At 71.1% G+C, this 15,115-nt stretch carries 11 protein-coding genes; 4 read left to right on the forward strand and 7 right to left on the reverse strand.

The window, feature by feature from the left end; genetic code table 11:
- The first annotated feature begins 11 nt into the window (after positions 1 to 11).
- Positions 12 to 773 carry an NUDIX hydrolase gene (locus tag AC067U_RS11455; protein WP_478829410.1) on the forward strand — a complete coding sequence of 254 codons (762 nt, stop codon included), beginning with the start codon at positions 12 to 14 and terminating at the stop codon, positions 771 to 773.
- A gap of 13 nt (positions 774 to 786) precedes the next feature.
- Complete coding sequence (locus AC067U_RS11460; RefSeq protein WP_478829411.1) at positions 787 to 1,989, forward strand: MarP family serine protease; 1,203 nt, start codon at positions 787 to 789, stop codon at positions 1,987 to 1,989.
- Between the two features lie 400 nt (positions 1,990 to 2,389).
- On the opposite strand, the gene AC067U_RS11465 is transcribed toward AC067U_RS11460, so the two are convergent.
- The 5 genes from AC067U_RS11465 to AC067U_RS11485 form a co-directional block, all read right to left on the reverse strand.
- On the reverse strand, positions 2,390 to 3,349 hold the full coding sequence (locus tag AC067U_RS11465; protein ID WP_478829412.1) for an alpha/beta fold hydrolase: 960 nt from the start codon (positions 3,347 to 3,349) through the stop codon (positions 2,390 to 2,392).
- Positions 3,346 to 3,804, reverse strand: a complete 459-nt coding sequence (locus AC067U_RS11470) for a phage holin family protein (RefSeq protein WP_478829413.1) — start codon at positions 3,802 to 3,804, stop codon at positions 3,346 to 3,348. Before AC067U_RS11470 ends, AC067U_RS11465 begins: the two co-directional genes overlap by 4 nt.
- A 40-nt stretch (positions 3,805 to 3,844) precedes the next feature.
- Positions 3,845 to 5,254 (reverse strand): Na+/H+ antiporter NhaA, encoded by a 1,410-nt coding sequence (gene nhaA / locus AC067U_RS11475; RefSeq protein WP_478829414.1) that lies wholly within the window; start codon positions 5,252 to 5,254, stop codon positions 3,845 to 3,847.
- A 245-nt stretch (positions 5,255 to 5,499) separates the two neighbouring features.
- Positions 5,500 to 7,497, reverse strand: coding sequence for an acetate--CoA ligase (acs, locus tag AC067U_RS11480; protein ID WP_478829415.1), 1,998 nt, complete (start codon positions 7,495 to 7,497; stop codon positions 5,500 to 5,502).
- A 197-nt stretch (positions 7,498 to 7,694) separates the two neighbouring features.
- A complete protein-coding gene (locus AC067U_RS11485; protein WP_478829416.1) occupies positions 7,695 to 9,968 on the reverse strand; it encodes a SulP family inorganic anion transporter in 2,274 nt (757 codons plus the stop codon).
- 228 nt (positions 9,969 to 10,196) lie between these two features.
- On the opposite strand from AC067U_RS11485, the gene AC067U_RS11490 reads away from it, so the two are divergent.
- Positions 10,197 to 11,501 (forward strand): polysaccharide deacetylase family protein, encoded by a 1,305-nt coding sequence (locus tag AC067U_RS11490; protein ID WP_478829417.1) that lies wholly within the window; start codon positions 10,197 to 10,199, stop codon positions 11,499 to 11,501.
- Here AC067U_RS11490 and AC067U_RS11495 read toward each other — a convergent pair.
- Positions 11,470 to 12,549: an ATP-binding protein gene (locus tag AC067U_RS11495; RefSeq protein WP_478829418.1), complete on the reverse strand. Its 1,080-nt coding sequence runs from the start codon at positions 12,547 to 12,549 to the stop codon at positions 11,470 to 11,472. The two genes, AC067U_RS11490 and AC067U_RS11495, sit on opposite strands and share 32 nt — an antisense overlap.
- Positions 12,550 to 12,658: 109 nt before the next feature.
- Between AC067U_RS11495 and AC067U_RS11500 the strand changes: the two genes are divergently transcribed.
- Complete coding sequence (locus AC067U_RS11500) at positions 12,659 to 13,480, forward strand: Fic family protein (protein ID WP_478829419.1); 822 nt, start codon at positions 12,659 to 12,661, stop codon at positions 13,478 to 13,480.
- A 450-nt stretch (positions 13,481 to 13,930) separates the two neighbouring features.
- On the opposite strand, the gene AC067U_RS11505 is transcribed toward AC067U_RS11500, so the two are convergent.
- Positions 13,931 to 14,791: an HAD family hydrolase gene (locus AC067U_RS11505; RefSeq protein ID WP_478829420.1), complete on the reverse strand. Its 861-nt coding sequence runs from the start codon at positions 14,789 to 14,791 to the stop codon at positions 13,931 to 13,933.
- Positions 14,792 to 15,115 lie beyond the last annotated feature (324 nt).

Raw genomic sequence — 15,115 nt, forward strand, 5'->3', positions numbered from 1 at the left:
ACGGGGTGCGTATGACAGGAGCCGACCGGAGCGGGCTCACGGACCGGGCCGTAGCCGCCGACGAGGTGCGCCGGGCCGCGCACAGGGCGACGTACGAGGACGACGGCGTCGTCCTGCGCACGGCCGGACTGCCGGAGTGGCTGGAGCCCGTCGCCCGGGCGGCCCGTACCGTGCAGCCGCAGCAGCTCAGCCGGTTCCTGCCGCCCTCCGACGGCCGCGGCCGCCAGTCCGCCGTCCTCATCCTGTTCGGGGAGGGCGCGGACGGTCGGCCGGAGCTGCTCCTGATGGAGCGGGCCGGCAGCCTCCGCTCGCACGCCGGACAGCCCTCCTTCCCCGGCGGCGCGCTCGACCCCGAGGACGGCGACCCGCGCACCACCGGGCCGCTCCGCGCCGCGCTGCGAGAGGCCCAGGAGGAGACCGGGCTGGACCCGGCCGGGGTGCAGCTGTTCGGCGTGCTGCCGAGCCTGTACATCCCGGTCAGCCAGTTCGTCGTCACCTCCGTCCTGGGCTGGTGGCACTCTCCCAGTCCGGTCGGTGCCGTCGATCCCGCCGAGACCGCGCGCGTGTTCACCGTGCCCGTGGCGGATCTCACGGACCCGGCGCACCGGGTCACGGTGGTTCATCCGAGCGGCCACCACGGCCCCGGCTTCACCGTCGAATCCGCTCTGGTCTGGGGTTTCACCGCCGGAGTGATCGACCGGCTACTGCACTTCGCGGGTTGGGAAAAGCCGTGGGACCGATCACGTGAGGTCCCGCTCGACTGGCGCGCATGAGACGGTGGCCCACGTGAACGTGCTGGACATCCTGCTGCTGGTCGCCGCCGTGTGGTTCGCGATCGTGGGCTATCGCCAGGGGTTCGTCGTCGGCATCCTGTCGGTGATCGGCTTCCTCGGCGGCGGCCTCATCGCCGTGTCCCTGATCCCGCTGGTCTGGGACAAGGCGACCGACAACGGGAGCCAGGTCTCCACCCCGGTGGTGATCGCGGCCGTGGTGGTGATCATCGTCTGCGCCTCGGTGGGGCAGGCCTTCACCACCCACCTGGGCAACCGGCTCCGACGGCAGATCACCTGGTCGCCGGCGCGGGTGGTCGACGCGACCGGCGGCGCGCTGGTCAACGTGGTGGCCATGCTCCTGGTGGCCTGGCTGATCGGCTCCGCCCTCGCCGGTACGTCACTTCCCACGCTGGGCAAGGAAGTACGCAACTCCAAGGTGCTGCTCGGCGTGTCCCGGGTGTTGCCGGACCAGGCCGACACCTGGTTCTCCAACTTCAGCTCCACCCTCGCCCGCAACGGCTTCCCGCAGGTGTTCAGCCCGTTCTCGAACGAGCCCATCACCGAGGTGCAGCCGCCCGATCCGGCCCTCGCGAGCGGCCCGGTCGCCGAAGCGGCCAAGCGGTCCATCGTCAAGGTGGTGGGCACCGCGCCCAGTTGCAGCAAGGTCCTCGAAGGCACCGGCTTCGTCTTCGCGCCGGGCAAGGTGATGACCAACGCGCACGTGGTCGGCGGCGTGGTCGAACCGACCGTGCAGATCGGCGGCGAGGGCCGGCTGTACGACGGCAAGGTCGTGCTCTACGACTGGGAGCGCGACATCGCCGTCCTGGACGTGCCCAAGCTGAAGGCGCCGCCGCTGGAGTTCACCGAGGAGGACGCCACGGGCGGCAGTGATGCCATCGTGGCCGGCTTCCCGGAGAACGGCTCGTACGACGTGCGCTCCGCGCGGGTGCGCGGCCGGATCAACGCCAACGGCCCGGACATCTACCACCGCGGCACCGTGCGCCGCGACGTGTACTCGCTCTACGCGACGGTCCGTCAGGGCAACTCCGGAGGCCCGCTGCTCACGCCCGACGGCAAGGTGTACGGGGTGGTCTTCGCGAAGTCCCTCGACGACCGGAACACCGGCTACGCGCTGACGGTGGACGAGATCCGCGACGACATCCGGTTCGGCGCCACGGCCCAGCAGCGGGTCGACAGCCAGGGCTGCGCCCTCTGATCCGGCCTGCGCCCCGGCCTGCTGCCGGGGCGCGGGCCGGGTCCGGCACGAACCGGAGAGCTGCGGTCTACGTGCGCTGGTGCCGCAGGCGGGCCGAGACCCAGCGGGCCCGGCGGCGCAGGATGCGCGGAATCCCGAGGTGGGGGTCGTGGCCTCTCTGGCCGACCCTCTTGTGGCTGCCCGGCGCGGCGGCCGGGCGGGTTTCGCGTGCGGAGTCACCGTAGTCGTGCGTCCAGCCCATACTCCGACGTCTGCCCGTGCCCCAAGGTCCGTAACCGCCTTGGGGGCGGCCAATTGGCCTATGCGCCGGGCATGTGAACGGTTGTGGGACGGGTGTGCGACGAGTGCGCCAACCGCCGGCCGCCGGTCAGCGGTCGGCCGGCGGCCGGTCAGTGGCCGGTCAGCGGTCGGGCTCGGGGTCCTTCAGCCAGTTGACGAGTTCGGTGGAGAAGGCCGTCGGGTCCTCCTCGTGCGGGAAGTGCCCGAGGCCGTCGAACAGCCGCCAGCGGTAAGGAGCTTCGACGTATTCGCCCGAACCGGCCGCGCTGCGGGTCCGCATGACCGGGTCCAGCGAGCCGTGCAGGTGCAGGGTCGGCACCCGCACCGGGCGCTTCATCCGCCGGTTGAACTGGAACCCGTCGGGACGCGCCAGGGAGCGCACCATCCATCGGTACGGCTCGATCGAGCAATGCGCCGTGGACGGGATGCAGATGGCCCGGCGGTACACCTGGAGCGCCTCCTCCTCGGGCGGTCGCGGCCCCGACCACTCGCGGATGAGTTCGGCCGCCAGCGCCCCGTCGTCCGCCTGGAGGCGCCGCTCCGGGATCCACGGCCGCTGGAAGCCCCAGATGTGGGAGCCGGCGCGGCTCTGCGCGAAGTCGGAGAGCATCGCCGACCGCCAGCGGCGCGGGTGCGGCATCGAGGAGACCACCAGCCGGCGCACCAGCTTGGGCCGCATCACGGCCGCCGTCCAGGCCAGGTAGCCGCCCAGGTCGTGGCCGACGAGGGCGGCGTCCGGCTCGCCGAGGGACCGTACGACGCCGGTGATGTCCAGGGCGAGGTTCGCGGGGTCGTACCCGCGCGGGGTGCGGTCGCTGCCGCCGACCCCGCGCAGGTCCATGGCCACCGCGCGGTAGCCGGCGTCGGCGAGTGCGGTCAGCTGGTAGCGCCAGGTCCACCAGAACTGCGGGAAGCCGTGCAGCAGCAGGACCAGCGGCCCGTCCCCCAGCTCGGCGACGTGGAACCGCGCCCCGTTGGCGGCGACGTCCCGGTGGATCACCTCACGGTCGCCGGGGATGCCGATCCGGACCGCGGACGCGGCGGTGGGCGGGGTGCTGGGATCGGGGGCGGTCGCTGTCATGACGACGAGCGTGCCACACCCACAGCCCTGTCACTGACCGGCCGCGGGTGCGGCTTGACCGTCTGGATCACGGCAGCGGTCTGCTTGACCGAGGCGATGGTCTTCTCCGGCGGCTTGACCTTCTTGAACTTGGCGACGGCGATCCACCCGAGCAGGGCCGCGACCAGGAGGAAGGCGACGCCCACGATCAGGAAGGACCAGGCGAGGCCGAGGCCCAGGTTGTGGATGCCGTAGGCGGCCGCGAAGCTCAGCACGGGGAGCGAGAACAGGGCCAGCGTGCCCGCGACGCCGAAGGCCGTGCCGCCGACGCCCACCCGCTTGACGTCCTCGCGGATCTCGGCCTTGGCGAGCGCGATCTCGTCGTGCACCAGGGCGGACATCTCGGCCGTGGCCGAGGCGACCAGCTGGCCGAGCGTGCGCTCGGCCCCCTGTGCCCCTTGGTCCGTTGCGCTCATCGCACTCTCCTCATGTCTTCGCGTCCTGTCGTCACTCAGATCATGCCGGACGACTGCTGTCGGTGCTGGACCCGGCCGCCGCTTCGGCCCGGCGGCGGTGTTCGGCGGCCTTCTCCTCGTAGATCTTCGCCATCCGCAGGTGGTACGCGGGGTTGTGCTCCTCGTAGATGTCCGGGATGCCGTCGCGGTCGTCGTCGCGGTCCTCCGCCTCCGTCAGTGCCCGGTACGTGCGGTCGCGGAGCTTGAGCAGGACGCAGGCGAAGACCGCGGCGATCAGCGAGCCGATCAGGACGGCGGCCTTCACCTCGTCGGTGAGGACGTCGTCACCCGCGAAGGCGAGTTCGCCGATCAGGAGGGAGACGGTGAACCCGATGCCGGCGAGGGAGGCGACGGCGAAGACGTCCGGCCAGGCGAGGTCCTCGTTGAGGGAGGCGCTGGTGAAGCGGGCGGCCAGCCAGGTTCCGCCGAAGATGCCGAGGGTCTTGCCGACGACCAGGCCGAGGACCACGCCGAGGGTCTCGGGCCGGGTGAAGACCTGTGTGATCGCCTCGTCGGAGAGCGAGACACCGGCGGAGAACAGGGCGAAGAGCGGTACGGCGAGACCGGCGGAGACGGGCCGGACCAGGTGCTCGATGTGCTCGCCTGGGGAGTGCTCCTCGCCCTCCCGGCGGGTGCAGCGGAGCATCAGGCCCATGGCGACGCCGGCGATGGTGGCGTGGACCCCGCTGTTGTACATCAGGCCCCAGATGACCAGGGCGAGCGGGACGTAGACGTACCAGCCGTGGACGCCCTTGCGGAGCAGGAACCAGAACAGGACGAGGCCGGCGAGGGCACCGCCGAGGGCCAGGAAGTCGATCCTCGCGGTGAAGAACACCGCGATGATGATGATGGCGAAGAGGTCGTCGACCACGGCCAGGGTGAGCAGGAAGGCGCGCAGGGCGGACGGCAGGGAGGTGCCGATGACCGCGAGGACGGCGAGCGCGAAGGCGATGTCGGTGGCGGTCGGGACCGCCCAGCCGGCCATGGAGCCGCCGGCGGTCCGGTTGACCACGGTGTAGACGAGGGCGGGGGCGGCCATGCCGCAGATGGCGGCGATCACCGGGAGGGCGGCTGCCCTGGGATCACGGAGGTCGCCCGCGACGAGCTCGCGCTTGAGTTCGATGCCGGCCACGAAGAAGAAGATCGCGAGCAGGCCTTCGGCGGCCCAGTGCTGGACCGACAGGTCCAGGCCGAGGGCGGCGGGACCGAAGTGGAAGTCGCGGACGGTGCGGTAGCTCTCGCTGATGCCGGGGGTGTTCGCCCAGATCAGCGCGGCGACCGCGGCCACCAGGAGGAGCACGCCGCCGACGGTCTCGGCGCGCAGGGCGTCGACCACGTACTGGCGCTCGGGCAGCGAGAGCCTGCCCAGGAGCTTGCGGCTCGTGTGGTCGGTGGGGCTGGGCGCGGCCACGGTGGGCACCTCCGGTCGGTCGATGGGCAGGCCAAACGTTCTTGCCGACCAGACTTCCCGGCACACCTCTTAAGTATTTACTCGTTCAATACTTTACAGGGCGTAGCGCGGAGTCGTGTGTTGATCACACTTTAAGCAGGAAAGGGGCATCCGGCGCTATGTGCGCCGGATGCCCCTTTCCTACCTAGTGGGTGGGTCGGCCCCCGGAAGCCGTCGGCCCGGAGGCTCTCAGCCCTCCGGAGCCGTCAGTCCTCGGACGCCGCGGAGGGCAGCTTGGTCTGGATGAGGTCCATGACCGAGGAGTCGGTCAGCGTGGTGACGTCGCCCAGCTCGCGGTTCTCGGCCACGTCGCGCAGCAGACGGCGCATGATCTTGCCGGACCGGGTCTTGGGCAGCTCGGCGACCGGCAGGACGCGCTTGGGCTTGGCGATCGGCCCGAGGGTGGCGCCGACGTGGTTGCGCAGCTCGGCCACGAGCTGGTCGTTCTCCGAGGCGCTGCCGCGCAGGATCACGAAGGCGACGATCGCCTGGCCGGTGGTCTCGTCGGCGGCGCCGACCACGGCCGCCTCGGCCACCGCCGGGTGCGAGACCAGGGCCGACTCGACCTCGGTGGTCGAGATGTTGTGGCCGGACACCAGCATCACGTCGTCGACCCGGCCGAGCAGCCAGATGTCGCCGTCGTCGTCCTTCTTGGCGCCGTCGCCGGCGAAGTACTTCCCCTCGAAACGCGACCAGTAGGTGTCGATGAACCGCTGGTCGTCACCCCAGATGGTGCGCAGCATCGACGGCCACGGCTCGGTCAGCACCAGGTAGCCGCCCCCGCCGTTCGGCACCTCGCGGGCCTCGTCGTCCACCACGGTCGCGGAGATGCCGGGCAGCGGGCGCTGCGCGGAGCCCGGCTTGGTCTCCGTCACGCCGGGCAGCGGGGAGATCATCATGGCGCCGGTCTCGGTCTGCCACCAGGTGTCCACGATCGGACAGCGGTCCGCGCCGATGTGCTTGCGGTACCAGATCCACGCCTCGGGGTTGATGGGCTCGCCGACCGACCCCAGCACGCGCAGCGAGGACAGGTCGAACTTGGCGGGGATGTCGTCTCCCCACTTCATGAACGTCCGGATGGCGGTGGGCGCGGTGTAGAGGATGGTGACGCCGTACTTCTGCACGACCTCCCAGAACCGGCCCTGGTGCGGGGTGTCCGGGGTGCCCTCGTACATGACCTGGGTGGCGCCGTTGGCCAGCGGGCCGTAGACGATGTACGAGTGGCCGGTCACCCAGCCGATGTCGGCCGTGCACCAGTAGACGTCGGTCTCCGGCTTGAGGTCGAAGACCGCGTGGTGGGTGTACGCCGCCTGGGTGAGGTAGCCGCCGGAGGTGTGCAGGATGCCCTTGGGCTTACCCGTGGTCCCGGACGTGTACAGGATGAAGAGCGGGTGCTCGGCCGGGAAGGCCTGCGGGGCGTGCTCGGTGGACTGGCGGCCGACGAGCTCGTGCCACCAGACGTCGCGGCCCTCGGTGAACTCGGTCTCCTGGCCGGTACGCCGCACCACCAGCACGTTCTTGACCTGCGGGCACTTGGCCACGGCCTCGTCGATGGCCGGCTTGAGGGCGCTCGGCTTGCCGCGCCGGTAGCCGCCGTCGGCGGTGATGACCAGCTTGGCGTCGGCGTCCTGGATGCGGGAGGCGACGGCGTCGGCGGAGAAGCCGCCGAAGACCACCGAGTGGGCGGCGCCGACGCGGGCGCAGGCCAGCATCGCGACGACGGCCTCGGGGATCATCGGCAGGTAGACGGCGACCCGGTCGCCGGCCTGCACGCCCAGCTCCGTGAGGGCGTTCGCGGCCCGCGAGACCTCGTCCTTGAGCTGCGCGTAGGTGATCGCGCGGCTGTCGCCGGGCTCGCCCTCGAAGTGGATGGCGACCCGGTCGCCGTGGCCGGCCTCGACGTGCCGGTCCACGCAGTTGTAGGCGACGTTCAGCGTGCCGTCCGCGAACCACTTGGCGAAGGGCGGGTTGGTCCAGTCGAGCGTCTCGGTCGGCTCGGCGGCCCAGGTCAGCCGCCGGGCCTGCTCGGCCCAGAAGCCCAGCCTGTCGGCGTCCGCCTGCTCGTACGCCTGCTCCGTGACATTCGCGGCGGCGGCGAGCGCGGCGGGCGGCGCGAATCGCCGCTCCTCCTTCAAGAGGTTGGCCAGGCTTTCGTTGCTCACGACATCTCCCTTTCCCAGGGTGTCCGTTGTGTCCCCGGGCATAGCTCATCAGGCGGACGCCCCGGTGACAAGGGGTAACCGTAAAATTGGTTTAGACCTATAGGCCGGGCGGCCGAATCGGTGCTGGTGGCCGCGGCCGAGGGCGCCGGAACGGGCCGCTCGGGGACGCGTACGGCCCCTTCCCACTGCAGGGCGCAGGAAGGGGCCGTACGGTTGCACGGATCAGGGAGCGTAGCGGTTCACGCGGAAGCCGCGGCGGCCTCCGGCGACCCCCGGCGGGCCGCGGGCGTCACGCTGTCGAAGACCCGGCAGTCGAAGAAGTCCTGCCCCTCGGAGAGCAGGTACGCCTGCGCCTCACCCACGTGGAAGTACATCCCGTGGAGCTCCAGCGTCCCCTCGGCCAGCCGGCGCGCCACCGCCTCGTGCTGCCGCAGGTGCTCCAGCTGCTGGACGACGTTGGTCAGGCAGAGCTGCTCCACCGCGTCCGCGGGCAGACGGCCGGAGATCCGCGCCCAGGCGTGGTGCCGGCTGACCATCCGCTCCACGCTCGGCCGCCCGTGACGCAGCCAGCGGCGCAGCGGGGTCGTCGGCATCCCGGGGGAGGAGTTGAGCAGCGCCTGCATCGCCCCGCATCCGGAGTGCCCGCACACGGTGATGCTGTCGACCTTGAGCACGTCCACGGCGTACTCGATGGCGGCGGCCACCGAGTCGTCCCCGGACTCGGCGCCCGGCAGCGGCACCAGGTTGCCGACGTTGCGGACGGTGAACAGGTCACCGGGGCCACTGGAGGTGATCATGCTCGTGACCAGCCGGGAGTCGGCGCAGGTCAGGAACAGCTGGGAGGGGCGCTGCCCCTCGCGCGCCAGCCGGGCCAGTTCCTCGCGGACCCGCGGGGCGGTGTCCCGCTGGAACACGCCGATCCCGCTGGCCAGCCGGCCCCCGCCGCTCAGCGGTTCGGCGGCCGGTTCGGCCGTGCGCTGGTCGCAGTGGTTCTGCCAGGGCGTCCAGGGCCGGCAGCACTGGTGTGCCCCGCGCGGGCCCACGACCTGGTGCTCGCCGGGCCGGGCCAGGGACCTGCCCGTCACCTCCACCGAGCCACCGTGCGCCACGTGGGAGTCCTGCCAGTCCTGCAGGGTCTCGTAGGCCGCGTGGTCCATGAACGAGCCGTCCAGCTCGATCACCGTGTGCGTCTGGTGCGGGATCTGTCCCAGCACCCGGCTCAGCCGGGGCACCGCCAGGAAGGTCAGCTGTCCGCGCGCCCGCACCTGGTACACCCCGTCGGCCTCGTCCACGGTGATCCGGGTCCGGGCCAGCCGGTGCAGGGCCACGGCCACCGCGACCGCGATGCCGATCGCGACGCCCTCCAGCACCCCGCCCAGCACCACGGCCACCACGGTGGTCACGTAGACGAGGAACTCGCGGTGACGGGTGACGCTCCGCATGTGGGTGATGTTGACCATCTGGATGCCGACCGCCATGACCAGCGCGGCGAGGGCGGCCAGCGGGATCAGGTCCAGCACCGGCACCAGCAGGGCGGCCGCGAGCACGATCCACAGACCGTGCAGCATCGATGACCGCCGGCTGACCGCACCGGACTTCACGTTCGCCACGCTGCGCACCGCCACGCCGGTGACGGGCAGTCCGCCGAGCGCGCCGGACACGATGTTCGCCGCGCCCTGGCCGCGCAGTTCGCGGTCGAGATCGGCGCGCGGCGGGCGGTTCTCCGTGCCGCGCTCGGTCGCGATCAGTTTGTCGGTGGCCACGGAGGACAGCAGGGATTCCACGCTGCCCACGAGGGTGATCGTCAGAACGGCCGCGACGATGCCCAGCACCGGGCCCTCGGGCAGTCCGGGCAGCGCGTGGCTGCTCCAGGAGGGGAGGTCCACCCGGGGCAGGCTGAGCCCGGCCACGGTGGCGAGCACGGTGGCCGTCGCCACCGCGGCGAGGGCCGGAGGCACCCGGCCGAGGAGGCGGCCGGCGCGGCCGGGCAGCCGGGGCCAGGCGAGCAGGACGGCCAGGGTCAGCACGCTGATGCCGAGCGCGGCCGGATGCGGGTCGGCCAACTGGCCGGGCAGCCCGAGGACGTTGGCCACGGGCGAGCTCTGCGGGGTGCCGCCGAGCACGATGTGCAGCTGGGCGAGCGCGATGGTCACGCCGATGCCGGCGAGCATGCCGTGGACGATGGCCGGGCTGACCATCAGCGCGGACCGGGCGGTGCGCAGGAGGGCGAGGCCCAGCTGGCAGACGCCGGCGAGCACGGTGATGGCGCAGGTCGTGCGCCATCCGTAGTGCTGGATCAACTCGGCCGTGACGACGGTGAGTCCGGCGGCCGGACCGCTCACCTGGAGCGGTGCGCCGCCGAACCGCCCGGCGACGATCCCGCCGGCCGCCGCGGCCACCAGCCCCGCCTGGAGCGGTGCGCCGGTGGCCAGGGCGATGCCGAGCGAGAGCGGCAAGGCGATCAGAAAGACGGTCAGGGATGCGGAGAGGTCCGCGGTGCGGGGGTTGGTCATAGGTCCCGTCTCCTCTGGGCACGGAGGGTGAAGCGGCGGGAGTCTCAACACTCGGTAAATGGATGGTAATGGAGAGTAAAGGCGATTGCTCGACAAAGCGGGCAAATGGTCCACAAGTTCCCTCGCGAGGGTGAATAAGCATTTTTTCCGGCTTGTCACACATTCATAAAAGACGCCCGCGTGGGACGTTGCGGCGCGGAAGCAGCGTCAGCGAGGAGAGGTGGACGAATGACGGCCGCCAAAACGAAGATCGCCGGCAGTCTGGTCGCCGCGGCCCTGGTCCTGGGCGTCGCCGGCTGCAGCTCGGAGTCCGGCAAGGACCGGGGCGCGGGCCGGAACGGCCCGAAGCAGGGCGCCGGGGCGCCGGAGGCACCCGGCAGTGTGCTGCGGCTGATCGGCGACGGGTCCACCTCGTACACCGGCCCGCAGCCGAACGTACGGAAGCCGGAGAGGCTCAAGCCCGGCGAGACGCCGCCGCAGTTCGTGGTGTTCTCGTGGGACGGCGCCGGAGAGGACAGTCAGAAGCTCTTCTCCCACTTCCGCCGGGTGGGCAAGGAGCACAACGCCCGGATGACCTACTTCCTCAGCGGGGTGTACATGCTCCCGGAGGAGAAGCGTTCCCTCTACGCCGGACCCCAGCACGAGCCCGGCCGCTCCGACATCGGCTTCGGCGACCTGGAGGGCATCCGGTCCACCGCCACCCAGATCCGCGAGGCCTGGCTGGAGGGCAACGAGATCGGCACCCACTTCAACGGCCACTTCTGCGGACCCGAGGGCGGGGTCGGCACCTGGTCGGTCGAGGAGTGGCGGAGCGAGATCCAGCAGGCCAAGACCTTCGTCAAGAACTGGAAGGGCAACTCCGGACTGCAGCAGGAGAAGGCCCTCCCCTTCGACTACGACAAGGAGCTCATCGGCGCCCGCACCCCCTGTCTCGAAGGCCAGAAGAACTTCATGCTCGCGGCCAAGAACCTCGGCTTCCGCTACGACTCCAGCGGCATCAGCAAGCAGAAGTGGCCCAAGAAGACGGACGGGCTGTGGGACATCCCGCTCCAGCTGGTCCCGATCCCCGGGCGGGCCATCGAGACGCTGAGCATGGACTACAACTTCATGGTCAACCAGTCGGGCACCACCTCCCAGGGCGACCCCGCGCAGCACGAGTACTGGGGCAACCAGATGCGCGACGGGCTCGTCCAGGCATTCGACCGCGCCTACCGGGGCAACCGCGCGCCGCTGATCATCGGGAACCACTTCGAGTCCTGGAACGGCGGCACGTACATGCGCGCCATCGAGGAGACCATCAAGTTCGTCTGCGCCCAGAAGGACGTCCGCTGCGTGCCGTTCCGCGAACTCGTGGACTGGCTGGACGCCCAGGACCCCAAGCACGTGGAGTGGATGCGGACGCTCGACGTCGGCGAGGCGCCGAAGGAGGGCTGGGCCAGGTTCCTGGCCGCCGGCCCGGCGCCGTCTCCGGCACCGGGCGCTCCCGCGGCGCCCAGGGGGGTCACGCCGGCTGACGAACAGGAAGAGGAGTAGCCGTCCGCTGCTCGCCCAGGACGAACCCGGGGTCGACCTGCGCCGCCAGGTCGGCCCCCGTCTTGGCGTTGCCCCAGCTCTCCGCGTTCCGCAGGTGGAAGTGCACCATCTGCTCGGTGTACCGGGCCCAGTCACGCCGGTCGTAGGAGGCGTCGGCCACCTCCCGAAGCAGCCGCAGAGCCGTCCGGTTCTCCGCCTCCAGCAGCCCGAACGGCCGCGGCCGGCCCTTCTCCATGGCGCGCACCCAGTCCGAGTGCCCGACGGTGGTGAGCAGGTCCGCACCGGCCTCCGCGCGCAGGAACTCGATGTCGTCCGGCCCCTGCACCTTGTTGCCGATGACCCGCAGCGCCACGCCGAAGTCCCGTGCGTACTCCTTGTACTGGCGGTAGACGGAGACCCCCTTGAGGGTCGGCTCGGCGACCAGGAAGGTCATGTCGAAGCGGGTGAACATGCCGGAGGCGAACGAGTCCGAGCCCGCGGTCATGTCGACCACCACGTACTCGTCCGGGCCGTCGACCAGGTGGTTGAGGCAGAGTTCGACCGCACCGACCTTCGAGTGGTAGCAGGCCACCCCCAGGTCCGACTCGGTGAACGGCCCGGTCGCCATGAGCCGTACCGCGTTGCCGCCGCCGGCCCCGTCGGCCCCGTGGGTTCCGCGGGCCCCTGGGGCCCCGTCGCTCACGCCGGTGCCGGTGTCGGGCCCGTCCAGGAGGACCGGGCGGGCGCACGCCTCGTAGACCGGGTTGTCCTCGCACACCCGCAGCAGGCGGGACCCGGCGCCGGGCGGGGTGGTCTTGATCATCGTCTCGGCGGACGCGATGCGCGGGTTGGTGCCGCGCAAGTACTCCTTGATCAGCGGGAGATGGGCCCCCATGGCGGGCAGCGCGGAGGACTCGGCCTCGGTGAGTCCGAGGGCGGCCCCGAGGTGCTGGTTGATGTCGGCGTCCACCGCGACGACCGGGGCTCCACTGGCGGCGAGGTGGCGGATGAAGAGGGAGGACAGCGTCGTCTTGCCGCTGCCGCCCTTTCCCACGAAAGCGATCTTCATGTTCACCTAGCGTAGTGCGATGATTGCGCTTCGTGGTCGAAGTGAGTGAAGAAGACCACTCGAAGGTGGTGTCGGTGCTACGGGGGCACAGTGCGTAGGCTCCCTACTTATGAGTACGTCAGCCGATCCGCTCGCCGCCCTCGCGGGCCTGCCGGGCGTGCCCGAGTCCGTGGAGTCCGTACGCAAGGCCGTGGACCGGGTCTACGGCCACCGTGTGATGCGCCGCCGCAGCAACGAGATCTCCTCCGAGGCGGCGCTGCGCGGGGCGCGGGGCAGCGCGGCCCTGTCGGGCGCGGACTGGGCGCTGGAGGAGGTCCGGCGCCGGACCGACTTCGGGACCGAGCCCGAGGCGCGGACGGTGGGCGCGGCGCTGCGGCTGACCGCCGAGGCGGGCCAGCTGCTGAGCATCTGGCGGCAGTCGCCGCTCCGGGTGCTGGCCCGGCTGCACCTGGTCGCGGCGGGTTCCGCGGTGCCGGGCGACACGGTCGGCCGGCCGCGGCTGCCGGGTGAGCCGGTGGACGAGCCGCTGGTGGAACTGCCGCTGCCGAGCGCGCAGGAGGTGGCGGGCCGACTGGAGGGCCTCTCGCAGCTGGTGATCGCCGGCGGGGCGGCTCCGGCGCTGGTCGCGGCGGCGGTGGTGCACGGCGAGCTGCTGGCACTGCGGCCGTTCGGCTCGTACAACGGGGTGGTGGCGCGGGCCGCCGAGCGGATCGTGCTGATCAACAGCGGCCTGGACCCGAAGGCCATCTGCCCGGCCGAGGTCGGCCACGCGGAACTGGGCCGGGCGGCGTACCTGGCGGCCCTGGACGGCTACGTCTCCGGGACCCCGGAGGGGGTGGCGGCCTGGATCTCGCACTGCGGGAAGGCGGTCGAGCTCGGGGTGCGGGAGTCCACGGCGGTGTGCGAGGCGCTGCAGCGCGGCGCGGCCTGAGGCTACGGGCTACGGCTCCGGGCCGGGGCGGTGGCGCGGTCCTGCCCGGGCGCCCTGTTCCGCCGGACAACGGGTTGCGGCGACACCGTACTGCTCATGGTGTCGCCGCTGGCATTTCCGCCCAGTTACCAAGCGTCCTCGATACTTGCCCATCAGGTCGGGATCTCTGCCCGGTTACCTGGTGCGGCTGGCCCGTAATCGACGGGTCGACGTCGCGTGGGTGCCAAGCGGTCCTGCGTTCGGTCCGTGGGCCTTTGCTGCGTTCTAAAGATGATCCTCTCGGATGTTCTTCGGTCTCGCGGGCCGTGACTCCTTTGTACCTCGCTTCAGGAGCAAGTGGTACCCCTCGCCACACATCTTTACTTTCAGGGCCCATCCGGGATGAATCGGACGGCCCGTGTCGCCCCAGGTCAGGAGGGGCGCCGACGGGCCGTCCGGCGGACGGGACACTCAGGCGAGGGCGTTGGCGCGGCGGCGGTTCGCGTACCAGACCAGCCCGGCCGTGGCGGCGGCCGCGCCGACCGCGGCCGCAGCGACCAGTGCAGGGCGGGCCGGCATCGACAGTGCGGGCAGCCGCTGCTTGAGCCGGACCGGCCGGTTGAACACGAGGACGGGCCACTCCCGGGCGACCGCCTCCTTGCGCAGCGCCCGGTCCGGGTTGACCGCGTGCGGATGGCCGACCGCCTCCAGCATCGGGACGTCCGTGATCGAGTCGCTGTACGCGTAGCAGCGCGCGAGGTCGTAGCCCTCGGACTCGGCCAGTTGGCGGACGGCCTCCGCCTTGGTGGGGCCGTAGGCGTAGTACTCGATCTCGCCGGTGAAGCAGCCGTCTTCGCCGACGACCATCCGGGTCGCGACGACGCGGTCGGCGCCGAGCATCTCGCCGATCGGCTCGACGACCTCGGCTCCGGACGTGGACACGATCACCACGTCGCGGCCGGCCGTGTGGTGGGCCTCGATCAGCGAGGCCGCCTCGTCGTAGATGATCGGGTCGATGAGGTCGTGCAGGGCTTCGGCGACGATTTCCTTCACCTGCTGTACGTTCCAGCCCTTGCAGAGGGCGGAGAGGTACTCCCTCATCCGCTCCATCTGATCGTGGTCGGCACCGCCGGCCAGGAAGATGAACTGGGTGTACGCGGTGCGCAGGACCGCCCGCCGGTTGATCAGCCCGCCCTGGTAGAAGGACTTGCTGAACGTCAGTGTGCTCGACTTCGCAATGACCGTCTTGTCCAGGTCGAAGAAGGCTGCAGTGCGAGGCAAGGAGTGCGACAAGGACTGGTTTTCCACGAGCCGAGCATATGCGCCCACCATTCGGCGTAAGGTGTGGCGCGTGGGTTTGCCTGAGAAGGCTCTCGGGTACACCATGGAAGTCACGGATCGTTCGCGACCGTGCTAACCCGGTCCGACTCCTCCCCCCCCGAGTCGGCCGTGGGGACGACCCCCGCTCTCCCCCCCCGGCGGGGGTCGTCGCATGTCCGGGCACGGTTGACACCCCGGATTCCGCCCCTGGGGGATCGCTCCCCGGCTCTTCCTGCCCTGCGTGGGCCTGCGTGGCAGCGGACCTCGATCCCCCGGATTCGTCACTCTGTGTAGTGGATCCGGAGCGCTGTGGAACTCGTCCGCGAGGGTGATCGG

The organism is Streptomyces sp. NPDC043853, from assembly GCF_056436025.1.

What these genes read in the sequence shown, in the direction of transcription:
- AC067U_RS11455 (WP_478829410.1), top strand. Translation starts at nt 12, where the DNA reads ATGACAGGAGCCGACCGGAGCGGGCTCACGGACCGGGCCGTAGCCGCC.
- AC067U_RS11465 (WP_478829412.1), bottom strand. Translation starts at nt 3,349, where the DNA reads ATGACAGCGACCGCCCCCGATCCCAGCACCCCGCCCACCGCCGCGTCC.
- AC067U_RS11470 (WP_478829413.1), bottom strand. Translation starts at nt 3,804, where the DNA reads ATGAGCGCAACGGACCAAGGGGCACAGGGGGCCGAGCGCACGCTCGGC.
- acs (WP_478829415.1), bottom strand. Translation starts at nt 7,497, where the DNA reads ATGCCCGGGGACACAACGGACACCCTGGGAAAGGGAGATGTCGTGAGC.
- AC067U_RS11485 (WP_478829416.1), bottom strand. Translation starts at nt 9,968, where the DNA reads ATGACCAACCCCCGCACCGCGGACCTCTCCGCATCCCTGACCGTCTTT.
- AC067U_RS11490 (WP_478829417.1), top strand. Translation starts at nt 10,197, where the DNA reads ATGACGGCCGCCAAAACGAAGATCGCCGGCAGTCTGGTCGCCGCGGCC.
- AC067U_RS11495 (WP_478829418.1), bottom strand. Translation starts at nt 12,549, where the DNA reads ATGAAGATCGCTTTCGTGGGAAAGGGCGGCAGCGGCAAGACGACGCTG.
- AC067U_RS11500 (WP_478829419.1), top strand. Translation starts at nt 12,659, where the DNA reads ATGAGTACGTCAGCCGATCCGCTCGCCGCCCTCGCGGGCCTGCCGGGC.
- AC067U_RS11505 (WP_478829420.1), bottom strand. Translation starts at nt 14,791, where the DNA reads ATGGTGGGCGCATATGCTCGGCTCGTGGAAAACCAGTCCTTGTCGCAC.